Annotated in this window: 8 protein-coding genes; 3 read left to right on the forward strand and 5 right to left on the reverse strand. The window is 42.9% G+C overall.

Features of this window, described 5'->3' with window-relative positions:
• The first annotated feature begins 164 nt into the window (after positions 1 to 164).
• Entirely contained in the window at positions 165 to 1,334 is a 1,170-nt protein-coding gene (locus tag NDA01_RS29520; protein ID WP_348230826.1) for a DUF8808 domain-containing protein, read from the forward strand.
• 27 nt (positions 1,335 to 1,361) lie between these two features.
• On the opposite strand, the gene NDA01_RS29525 is transcribed toward NDA01_RS29520, so the two are convergent.
• The 3 genes from NDA01_RS29525 to NDA01_RS29535 form a co-directional block, all read right to left on the reverse strand.
• Positions 1,362 to 1,736 carry a PAS domain-containing protein gene (locus NDA01_RS29525; protein WP_348230827.1) on the reverse strand — a complete coding sequence of 125 codons (375 nt, stop codon included), beginning with the start codon at positions 1,734 to 1,736 and terminating at the stop codon, positions 1,362 to 1,364.
• 133 nt (positions 1,737 to 1,869) lie between these two features.
• Positions 1,870 to 2,715 carry a GIY-YIG nuclease family protein gene (locus NDA01_RS29530; protein WP_348230828.1) on the reverse strand — a complete coding sequence of 282 codons (846 nt, stop codon included), beginning with the start codon at positions 2,713 to 2,715 and terminating at the stop codon, positions 1,870 to 1,872.
• Between the two features lie 104 nt (positions 2,716 to 2,819).
• A complete protein-coding gene (locus NDA01_RS29535) occupies positions 2,820 to 5,285 on the reverse strand; it encodes an AAA family ATPase (protein ID WP_348230829.1) in 2,466 nt (821 codons plus the stop codon).
• 808 nt (positions 5,286 to 6,093) lie between these two features.
• On the opposite strand from NDA01_RS29535, the gene NDA01_RS29545 reads away from it, so the two are divergent.
• Positions 6,094 to 7,260 (forward strand): hypothetical protein, encoded by a 1,167-nt coding sequence (locus tag NDA01_RS29545; protein WP_348230830.1) that lies wholly within the window; start codon positions 6,094 to 6,096, stop codon positions 7,258 to 7,260.
• 336 nt (positions 7,261 to 7,596) lie between these two features.
• On the opposite strand, the gene NDA01_RS29550 is transcribed toward NDA01_RS29545, so the two are convergent.
• Together NDA01_RS29550 and NDA01_RS29555 are read right to left on the reverse strand one after the other, a co-directional pair.
• Positions 7,597 to 9,198, reverse strand: a complete 1,602-nt coding sequence (locus NDA01_RS29550) for a hypothetical protein (RefSeq protein ID WP_348230831.1) — start codon at positions 9,196 to 9,198, stop codon at positions 7,597 to 7,599.
• A 412-nt stretch (positions 9,199 to 9,610) separates the two neighbouring features.
• Complete coding sequence (locus NDA01_RS29555; protein ID WP_348230832.1) at positions 9,611 to 10,021, reverse strand: hypothetical protein; 411 nt, start codon at positions 10,019 to 10,021, stop codon at positions 9,611 to 9,613.
• 343 nt (positions 10,022 to 10,364) lie between these two features.
• On the opposite strand from NDA01_RS29555, the gene NDA01_RS29560 reads away from it, so the two are divergent.
• Entirely contained in the window at positions 10,365 to 11,702 is a 1,338-nt protein-coding gene (locus NDA01_RS29560) for an IS701 family transposase (RefSeq protein WP_348230833.1), read from the forward strand.
• Positions 11,703 to 11,889: the final 187 nt, after the last annotated feature.

Consider the following 11,889-nt stretch of genomic DNA (forward strand, 5'->3'; position numbering starts at 1 on the left):
TGTCATAGTTGCGTGGACTCATAGTTCCGTCCCCAAGAGCTTCGACTCCTTAGATATTGCTCATTTCACTACCTGAATTCTTTCTACTTCATATCTATTTACAAACATTCTCTAAGTTGAATTGTAAGCATATGTTCAAAGCTCTCAAGCAATGAATCATAGACATGGAAAAAGTTGACTCTGGAAAAGTCATTAGTACCATCCTGAAGCATGATGCAAAGGTGACAAGCTATAAGATCGCCTTGCTGAGAGCAATTAATGATGTCGTGCTATCTTTTCCAGACTTAAGGAGCTACAACCAAGACGTTGCAGTTCCACTCAAGGTTTTAGCAGAGTACTGGGTAGCTTACTTCTGGCCGTTCGTTGATCCCAACAAGCCGATTTTCCAGGGACAGCGGGCAAAGCTGAATGGTGAAACAAGAAACGATATGGCGTTTCGACCAACCCTAGCTGCGCTTCGCTTGCGATGGGAGCAAGAGTTGGAAACCGTTTCTCGCCCTTCAGATGGCTTCTTCGTCATCAATGAGATGCGAGTTGCCCGTAAGCAGGCTTTGTACTCTCAAGATTTCTTAAAAGCCTATCGGGAGGCTATTAGAGAAATTAGCAAAACCCTAGAAATGCCAATTCGCTATGCTGGCCCTGGCAATTGGACAATATTCTCACAGCCTGTTAGGTACAAGGAACTCAATGGGCTAGCTGTTCCTGTACCGGGAACGCAGAGTGACGACAAGTGCTTAGTTATCCAAGCTGAGCTATGGCAGTCGTTTCAGACTTTATCGTTATGGGTGGAAGCACTCTGCATTCATGAGTGGTGTCTCTTTTCGGAGGGTGTGGGACAGGAGAGCATTCAGCAAGTTGATCGCGGTGACATTTACCGTCTGCTAACTGATCGCCCAGACAACCGCCGACCTCTGACTTGGGAACGCAACAATATTGATTTGCTGCTAGTGGAGGGACATGAGTTTGTTTGCCCTTGGACAGAGAATCGAATCCGAAGTGGTGTGAGCTACGACCTAGACCACTTAGTGCCAGTGTCAATCTACCCAATCAACGAACTCTGGAACTTAGTGCCCGCTGATCCCCACTTCAACTCCCACGTCAAACGTCACTACCTACCGTCTTCAGAGCGGTTGCACCAAGCAAGGCAGCATTTAGAGTTGGCCTATGAGCAATACGGTGTTTCAAAGGCTTTAGCGAAAGCCCTGCGGGAAGATGTGGCGATCCGGTTCCTAAGTGTGGGCTACAACGTAACGAACTTTCCGACGCTAGTGACTGGAGCAGTTGTCAAACTAATTGGTCAAGTAGCTGAGTCACGTAATATAGCCCGCTTTTGAGAGAAGCCAAGGCTACAGAAAACCACCTTAACTTAGTGGCTCACATTCCAAGACCTTCACTAAGCGGCAGAGATCGCCCCGATAAGTAACCAGTCTTGCGTTAACACAAAAGCGGTGGAGTCTGCCATCCATGAAAGGAGCTATGTAGCGAAACTCGTTGAGTGTGCGTTCCTTGTGTAAAGCGTTAATGTACCGCGAAAGCTCTTCTGGAACGTGGTAGAGCCGCATGTTTTTGCCTACCCAATCATTAGGCTTAGCTCCACTAGTCTGTTCAACTTGGTCGTTACAGAACAGTCCTACGTTGTCTGCCATTCTGATGATCGAATCACTTGAGCCGCTTAAAACTTCTTGAATGATTTCAGAGTCAGGCAGAATTAGATTTGAGCTTGATGCTTCTGTCATTGGCTTTCACCACTTGGTGATTACGAGCACTAATGACAATTTAGTACGTGTTTACTAAGTCGTCTAGCAACTTCAGGGAGCATTAGAGTCTACTGTTCTCAGAGAGTACTACTGGCAATGGCAGTAATATTCTCTAAAACTCTTGCAAAGGTCGAGAGCGTAGTGACTGAGGCTTGGATGCTCGCTTAGTAGGCTGCTGAAATCCTTTTCTCCATAACAGAGGTATTGGATCAAACTCCAAAGCTGTTAGCCCAGGGTAATTGTCTTTCAGAAATGGGCTTTTCACGAAAGCTTCTTCTAGTGCTGTTTCTGGTAGAGCCAATATCTCTATCCCAGCTAGCTTTTGGGCAACTGCCTTTTGACTCAAAAGTTCTTTATCTTGCAAGCTTCCCCAAGGGCCAAGCTCCAGAACTACCCCATTGCAACTTGTTTTCCACCAGGCACCATACTTCCGTTTGACAGTTTCAGTCCACTTTAGGCTAGTTGATTGATTACCAGCCTTCAAGATACGGCGTAGCGTGTTGACTTCCCTTGCCCAGCCAAAGTACTTCAGGCAAATAATAGGGGGGTGACTCTCTTGGGCGGGAGCAATACCAAATACCAATATGTACTTGGCTATCTTGGTCAGTTTTTCTTGGAGTGTAATTTCAGAAGGAATGATCTTCTTGGCAGGTACTCGTGTTTGGTTAAGAAGCGGATGATAAAGTTTGAGAAAATAGCTCTCAGCTTGCTCAAGTAGATCAGGAGTTGAACTACAGTCTAACCAAGCAAGCTTAATCGTTCCACTTCGGCTTAGCCTTTTTAGCTGATCAAATCGATGATGATCTTTCCATCGCGCCAACAGGTTGGTTGCCCTTCCCACATACAAAACTCGATTTTCTGAGTCAAGCGCAAAATAAATAGCAGGACAGGCAGGTAGAATACTTCGCTGAGATAGCTCCAAGTATGGCAATTCCAGCAGATGAACATCCGAAAACATAGGTACAGCACCGTCTGCTAACTTCGCTTAAAACTTTTATAGGTGAGTCCGAACAAGCTATGTCAAAGGAAAAATTTTAGTAATCCCTCAGAACATCGCATTAGTTAGATACTCCATTCGGCCTTCAGAGCATCAATTTTGGGACTCCTCACACTCAATCTCTTGCACTCATCCAGAAACTCTTGAACTTGGGTTGCATCTAGGGTTAAACCACCGTCTTGAACATTGGTGATATATGTAATTAGGTCTGCGGTCGTTACGTTAGAACTTATCTCCTCCAATAAGACAGCATTTCTAACTTCTCTACAGACCAGTTCAATGTCAGATGACGTAAACCTTGAGCTTTGCTCTGCTAACAGTTCACAGTTGACTAACCCTAGGCTCACCTCAATTTGGGACAAGTAGTGTCTAAATAGGGCTGCTCTTTCAAGCTTGTCTGGTGGAAAGAGCGGAATTTTCCAATCCAACCTTCCAGAGCGCTTCAAGGCACTATCAATCCTGCTGAGGCAGTTAGTAGCTGCGATCACAATCACATCACTGTCCTTAGCATTGTTCAGTTCGATCAGAAGCTGGTTGATGGTAGCCTTTTGATCTGTATGTGCTTGCACCTCATTACGGCTAAAGCCGATACTGTCCAGCTCATCAATAAATAGGACAGAGGGTGACTTCTTTTTAGCTTGAGCAAAGATGTCCTTGACATTCTTCTGGCTCTGGCTGATCCACATACTTTGGATATCAGCAGGTGAGAATTTGAAAAAGTATCTACCAGATTCATTGGCAAAAGCATTGGCAAGCAATGTCTTACCGCATCCAGGCAAACCAAATAGCAAGATGCCGCCAATTCCGCTCTTGATTCCCTTCGATTGCAACCGCAGGATCTTACCTAATTTCTCTTTTTCCTCATCAAGTCCCTTAACCTGCTTGAAACTTAGCTCTGTCGTGTTCGGTATAGGAGGTGATGGCGGAGTTGGGGGCTTAGGAGAAGGCTTGAAGGAGGGGTAGTCAATTTCCTTGAATGACACCGGAATTAACTGGTGATTCTCGTAGTCAGGAACCATCACCAGAAGTTGTAGCGAGTTTGTGTACTCGGCTCTTAGTTGATGCTCTAGAATCTCTTGAACTTTTTTGAGCTGGTAGTAGTTACGAGCGATCTCAAAGCCAGGGAGCACTAACCAAACGGTTTGAAGCTGGCTGGGCCACCCAACCGATTTAGCTATGATTCTATCGATTAAATCTAGGAAGACGTTGTTGTCGTTGAACCCCTTGCCTCTCAAAGTCTCCACTTCAACAATCAGCTTGTCTTCAACATAAACATCTGGTCGCCTTCTAACCCCATCCTCAGCAAAAGCGTTTGACTCAACTACTTCCGCACTCTCTTCATCCTGTGCCTCTTCAGCTATGTTCCCAGACACCTGGAGTTCACAGTGAATCTGCGATAAGTCATAACCCAGCGTCTCAAGAGTCCTAATAGCAAAATATTTCAAGTAGATGTGTTCGTCACTTTCATGCCCCCAAATTAGAACATTGAAATGCTCAGGCTGCATTTGAAGTAGGATTTGCAGCTCAGATTGCATTTGGGTTTTGTGTAGTTCAAGAAAGTAATCTAGTAGCTCTGCATTATCCTCTTCGCAATGGTGCTTTGGAACTTCTAGCAACAAACGGAAGTGAGTATATATATCCTCAAGAGCTGTAATAGACTGCTGATCTGGATACTTACACCGAAGAGTGAAGGTAAAAGGGATTTGACTAGCAACTCTGTCTACTAAGTGTCCAAACAGGTCACTCCTGCTGTGGGTTCTAATCTGAGCCTCAGAGGGGCAATGAAACAGGATAAAAAGCTGATCAGAGTTGTACTTATGAGTGCGTAGAGACAGTTGCTCAAGTTGTTCATCAAACTTCTCAGAGTCCAGCAGCTCTGACCCCGTGGAGCCAAGAATCACGTTGCTCATGGTTGACTGGCTGAAGTGGAAAATATTGGAGTCAAGCAGTGAACTGTGTGAACCTTCAAGATCGCTTATGTCGTCTGATCCCACAGCAGAAAAGGCTAGCCTAGATCGCTTGAGAGGTGCTCCTTTACCTTTGTACTGATTTTTTCTAACAAGCTCATACGTCAAGACTTTGACTACTATTTCTGAAAAGAAGTCTTGCTCTAGAGGAACGAGGAAAAGACCCATCGGCTGGTTTGAGTCAAGACAAGACTGAAATCGCTCATATTCTTGCTCAGAGCCAAAGTCGAATAGGTAGTAGAAGAAATCGTGTTTAACCTGGAGAGGAGAAGCTAGCTCTATTGGGTTTGAAGGATGCGACCCGGTCGTACGACCTGATGGTGCTTCGGCTGCTCCTTTGATCGCAATCGTCACTCTGGCCTCTAGCGGCAGATAAATGTCAAAGGCAGGAGTTGCATATAGCTCTAGCTCATCAAGAGCTGAGTTGAACTCATTGATGAAAGCTTGACTTCGCCGAAGATAACCAAAGTGTTTCAGAATGCTTTTAACACGCAAAGTCTTCCTGACCTTACCTGAAATTCTTAATTCTTCTTTGATAGAGCGTAAGTAAGCAACGTATGCCATCTGAGTTTGCTACTGCTAGGTTCCGCTCAACATCAGTTCAACGGTGTTTCAGCCCTAGGTTTCCCTCTATTTTTCTCAAGGCAACATTTATTGCCTCGTAACCCAGTACTTCCATGAACAGAAAGAGCGAATGACTGATTGAGCTTTTTCTCAGCAGTTCCGCTATCCTCAGCTACTTAGTAAGTGGTAAATACAAGCTGGGAATCAAACTTTACATATTCTTTACTCTGAACACGTTAAAACTTCTAGCGAATGGGGAGAGCTAGAAGAGGTATTTTACTTTAGCAAAAATGAAACTATCGATTTGGAGCACCTCTGTACTGTTAGCTTTTGGTCACTGGTTCCCTAAAGGGTAATTACTACAACAGTTACAGTGCACAGATTTCAAATGATGAAATGTTCCCATTGCCAGAGCGAGCAAACCGTGAAAAACGGCAGAGTAAAGCTGCAAGACCAAAGTGTTCAACAGCGATACTTATGCCAAGCAAGTAGAGAGGGTGCAACGAGTGCTGGACGTTCAGCGATTGGTGCATAATTGGGTGCGATTGCACTGAGGAGTGGGAAAAAACAGAACTCTGGCAACGGCAATGGGGTACTGTAGTCGTCCCCTTTCGATAGATGAGATTCTAACGAGCCGTGGGTTTCATTGTCTTCACCCCTTAAAAGACCAATGCCCAAAATCACAATATCGCTGTAATAACTGCAACGAAAAACCATCGTTTTAGATCACAGCTTTGACGTCATTTCTAAAAATTAAAAAAATCTAAACCATTATAAATCACAAGCTACAAAAAAGTTAACAAAGAGCATGGATATGGAAGAGGAAAACGGTTCAATGAAGAACGCAGATTCAGAAATAGAAAATAAATCCTCAAGTCATATAACTGAAAGTATACAGAGTTCATCGTTAATAATAAAAGATTCAAAATTAAAAGTAGCCATCGCAAATACTTGCTTGCTAATATGGGCTATTTTATTGGCTGTAATTGGTATGCAAGCAGTAAGTGGAAAAGCATCCACCGTTATTTTAGATATTGCTGAAGCTTTTGTTCCAAGAAAAAAAACTCAGGTTTTAACTTTAATCCCAAACTTCACCATAATACCTCAAGGCCAAGACTTCACCGTAATATCTGGAAGCCAAGTGGAAAAAGCTCTAAGCCAGGATGAGGTTTTTTCTGTGATGAGTGAGCACATTGAGAAGAGGTATTCTGAGCAGGACGAAACCTCTATTCCCCCTATTGCTATTGTGCTTGATCGACTTCAAGTAAATGTTAATTGGAGAGATGCTATCGCAATTGATGATGCAAATGGAAGCAAAATGACTGCTCCAGGTCGTAGAGATTACGAAAATCTATTTGATATTGTCGCCAAACGGTTAGAGTCAATTGCTGATTTTTCTCCTAAAGTCTCTGAGGCTAGCAACCTCAAGATCAGCAATAATATTATGCCTTTAAAGTTTCGTGCAACAAAAACGGAAACGCCTCCGAGAGCAGGAACGCTCCCAAGCCCGAATGAAGATACTCAAAAGTTTGAAAAATTTAAGGAGCAAGAAATTGAACTTCCTGTAGAAGCAGTTTTGTGGGTAAAGGAGAGGCAGGCTTCCACCACCGCACGAAAGTCACAAATCGATTTTCTAGATTTATTTATCCTATTGATCATTTTAGGTGGATTTGGTAGTTGGATATACCTTGTTAGGAGACACATTGACCCTTCAACGAAGGTTGATCTATATGAATATTTCTACAGACCCCCCTTAGGAATGACCCTTGCAATTGCTGTTTTTATTGTCAATATTACGCTTCACTCGTTTGTATCTAATTCAGATATTAATGAGGTGCGCCGAGAAACTTTAATATTATTAGCCTTTACGGCAGGTCTTTTGTCAGACAAAACTTATGAATTTATTGAAAAAGCTACAGGTGAAAAACTTGGACATAGAAGGCTAGAAGATGATCTTGAGCGAGAGAGTAAATAGGTAAGTGTTTGAGATTTAGAGAAAGTCCCGCATTCCCAACTGGCTGGTATCAAGTCAGACCCAACGACTATAGCGGCAGCGGCTATGACAAGGGAGGTCGTGTTCTAGACCTGTGGATCAGAGTGGTTGAACCTCGCTTCTGAAGACAGCTTCTAGAAAACCATCCACAGGTCTAGAACATTACCGAATTAATCCAGTACCTAAACCGAGGCAAAGACTAAAACATCCCTTTGTTAAACCTAAGCCTAATTACCACTGATTTGGCACTGACTCAAGACAATTGAAAGTTCCCACATGGAACCCAAAGCAAAAGCACTTTCTACAAGTCTTACGAATTTAGGAATTTCCTAGACTTTCGGTTAATGTAACATCAATTCTTCTTTGTCTCAACATTTTGCGGAGTTCAATAGCAGCCTCATCAATCTGTGAGAGCCTAATTGCTAAATTGGGCTCAACTCGAAATTTAGCAATTCGGAAGGAAATTACCTTACCATCTTTTGTTGCAATTAGAAGTCGTTTACTATAGACTCTTTTCTGATCATCATCTTTAAGCCTTGTAGATGATTTTTCCTGAATTTTCGTGAATACTATGCTGTCATATAAATACTCGCTGTATTCTTCATTAACAGTTTTAGATCGAATGAAGTTGAAGTAGCATTTGTAGTAGCTTAGAAAATTAGCACATAGAAAAATAACTAAAAATTCGTAAACACCATACTTTCGGCTTTTACCATCATAGCTAGGTTCACTTCTAAATTCTTCTGCTTTGATATAGAGCTCCGAAGTTATGTTGTTTTCTAAATTTGGCTCGATGTCATCCTCTACTAGTAAACTTGGAGAAGTTCTTTCGGTAATACCAACTAAAACTCTTATTGGTTCAGTTTGAATCGCACCAACTTCACCAATATGATCACAAGGAAGTAATTTTAACTTCCTCATCGCTTGCTTCGTTAGTCGATTAATATCTTTTTCTAGCCATTCCTGACATTGCTTTTCCAGTTGTAGTAATCTTGATTTATTTATCAACTTCTTCTGTTCTATCAACTCTTCAATAATTTGTTGATACTGATTAGATTGTTTTTGATGATCATATCGTAAACAATCTAAATCTTTGTAATCCGCTTCAATTCGACTAATTAAGTCTTGTCTTTGGGTTTTAAGTTGTTGCTGATGATTCAACCATTGGGACTGTTGATTTTCAAAAGCATTTAGGCTTAATTCTAACTCCCTCAACTTATCTTGAACCTGTAAGCTTAGATTTTGCTGTTGGAGAACTTGCGCTTCCTGCCTTACTCTAATATCTTCAATATACTGTTTCAAAACATTTTGATATCTTTTCCTGATACTATTTGATTTAATATATAGATAAATAATTAATGCTATAGTTATTACAGTATTAGCTAAAAAACCGAAATTAACGTAGAGAATAAAGGTTATTAAAAAAGCCAGAACAGTTGGAATTATTAATATAACGTTTGCAACAAACGCTAGTCTAGTGGCATGATAAATCGTCTTGAGATCGAAAATCATCCCTTTTAATAGAAGCTGTAAAATGATTGCTAGTTTCAGCGGTGGAATAGCTGTTAACTCTTGTTGCTTTGGTGCTTCCAAAGATATAGATGGTGGTATTGCCTCTACCCACTGCAACCGCTTTTGCTGAAGTAGAACTATTTTCTCTCTTAAAGCTGTTAATTTATCCTCAATAGATAGCAGCTCTGATTTATTTTTATCAAGCTCATCCTCATCAAGAGCGATTGAAATTTCCTTCTCTGCAACTAAAGTTTTAATTGCATTTAAATTCTGCTGGATTGAGTGCAGTTGTGAATTTGCATCCACTTCCTCTGGTGATAGCTTCGCTTCACCCCCGCGTTTATACCATTTCAGAAGGTCAAAATACTCTCGGATGACATCCGGACTACGTCGCTTATCAAGGCCCATTTAACACTTCCAACCTCTCAACTAACTTTGCAACTTGTGGTTCGTTAACAAGTGCACTCAAACGTATCTTGCCAACTCGAATTTTTTGACCTGAAATAGTCAATTGCTTAAGGCGAGCACGATATTCTGTCTTAGAAATTCGTCCAAATATAGGTGAGTGACGGCCCTCAAGGCAAAAGAAAACATAATGACTAATTAGCTCTAAGGCATCAATTTCGACTGCACGAAAATCTAGCAATCCCCTTTCTACTTGTTTTACCCGTTGGATCGCTTTTAGAAGTTCAGTCTGATGTGGAGGGTGTAATCCTCGAAGTCCGGAAAATTTAGATTTTCGTTCAATCCAAGTTAATATTTCAACAAAGCTCGTCAGTGAGATAAGCTGCTTTTCTGCGGGGTCGGGATTTGATCCCAGTCAAAAATTTAAATCACCAGTAAACACACTGCCTGGTGCAACAACACCAATTTTATTTGCAATATTAGTTAAGCTTTGTACACTTTGAGGGTTCGCATATACTGCATCTGCGACAGACTTGACTGCCTCAGCAATCTCTGAATCCGAATTGGCGAGATTTTGAAGCCGTTCTGCTAGTGCTTGTGAGCTGTATACACCTGGATTCACTTCTGCTAAATTCGGCTGCTGCGCAACAGTTTCAATCGTAGTGGCGGTATCTGGAGATTTGCGCTGAAGGACTTGCTTCAATTTGCTAATTTGAGTACCAAATTGATTTAACGCTTTTTCTCCAAGAGCTTCACCTGTTTTTTCTAACGCTTTTGTTAGCAGCAGTGTTGCAATTGTAGTTACAGAAAGAGAAACGGGTTCCATATCACTAATTTCGATAGACGCCTGTGCTATTTGTAATTGATCATTTGCTGAATTGCCAAGCGTACAGACGAGTTTCAGTAAAATTCATCATGGAAAGTTTACAAGTAACGTTCCTACAACAGTCATTAAATCAGCTCATATGACTGAGCAACACTACATAAGTGAAGACATTTCTCGGGAGTGTAAATTTTTTCGTGTTTAGTAGGCAAATTTGATAAGAAATTAAAGGTTCTAGCCTCAATCCACATAAAAGTTTAGCCACTTCCCATTTGCTCAATAACCCTCATTCATCACTCTAGCGAGAGTAAGATCAACATAGATGCGCTTGCTTGAGGTGCCTGTGATGGTTGAACCTCGTCTCCCTCAATCCACAGTTCGTTTTGTCGATAACTATTGTCGAGCCTACCAGCATCTCTTTAGCAATGTCCGCAGTTTTGAAGCATTCACCTCGCTGCATCTTGGCTTGGTTGGTCCGCTGCCTCGCAAGTCTTTACCTGCTATCGCCAAAGCAGTCGGCTTGCCCAATGACCAAGTGCTGCACCACTTCCTGACCCACTCCCCCTGGCAAGTCGAAGCCGTACGCTATCAACGGCTGTCTCTGATTCTCGAACAAATCCAGCAACAACCCATTGTGCTTGTCCTGGACGACACCGGAGACCGCGAAAAAGGGAAAACGACCGATTACGTGGACAGGCAGTACATTGGCAATGTAGGCAAAGTGGATAATGGCATGGTTTCTGTCAATGCCTATGGCGTGCTGGGCGACCTCACCTTTCCCTTGCTGTTCAAAGTGTTTAAGCCCCGACGTCGCCTCAAAGTAGAGGATGTTTACCAAACCAAGCTCCAACTAGCCCAGCAAATCATTCAGGAACTGCTGGAGTTTGGCTTTTGCTTTTCCTTAGTGTTGGCCGACAGCTTCTACGGAGAGAGCCATCCCTTCTTAGATGTGCTCGACGAGTTGAAGTTGCCGTGGATTATGGCGATTCGCTCGAATCATGGCGTGTGGATGCCTAAAGAAGCAGAGGTGAGCTACAGTGCTTGGCAAGCATTCGAGCGAGTGTTTGCTAATGGTGAGACTGAGACGCGATACATCCAAGAAATTATCTTTGGTCGTCGCTTTGAGTGGCGATACTGGACGCTGACCAACGACCCCGTTGTGTTGCCTGCTAACAGCACGTGGATGGTGATGAGCCACTTGCCCTCTAAACAAGACCAAGCAGAGTTTATTGGCAATCTCTATGGGCTGCGCACCTGGATAGAATATGGCTTCAAGCAGTGCAAAAACGAATTAGGATGGGCGGATTACCGACTCACGCACTACGAGCAAATCGAACGCTGGTGGGAGATGGTATCGAGTGTCTATCTCATGGTCAGTTTGCAGTTTTATGGATTCGGCGCTCAACCGCCTGGAATCCTCGATGAGGGCCAACGCGATCTCTTGACGCGGTTGCAGCAACATCCTGATTGGCAGGAGGCAAAGGGATGGAAACGACGTTTCAACAACGTACAACTGCTGGTTCAACCCTTTATCTTTTTCTGCCTTCTTCAACCTTGGATGAGGCTATTTGATATCTCTACCTTAGAGCGTGGCTTTGCTAAGCTCATCAGGATCATCAATGCCTTTCCAGGTTGGTCACCGTTGACTCCTTCGGCTCCTATGCAACACTTTTCTTCTGCCTAGAGTGATGAATGAGGGATAAGTAGGCAGCTGCAATTAAATCTAAGATAGAGAGGTGTGTTAACTTGCTTCACTAGACTCTATGCCTGCTCCAATTCATCTCATTCTCAGCGAGGAGGAAGACCGCATCTTGAGCGAATTGCGGGTTGCCACAACGGTTCCGCACCGAACCAGAGACCGGGCTCATATG

Origin of the sequence: Trichocoleus desertorum AS-A10 (assembly GCF_039962155.1) — a bacterium.
Lineage (GTDB): Bacteria > Cyanobacteriota > Cyanobacteriia > FACHB-46 > FACHB-46 > Trichocoleus.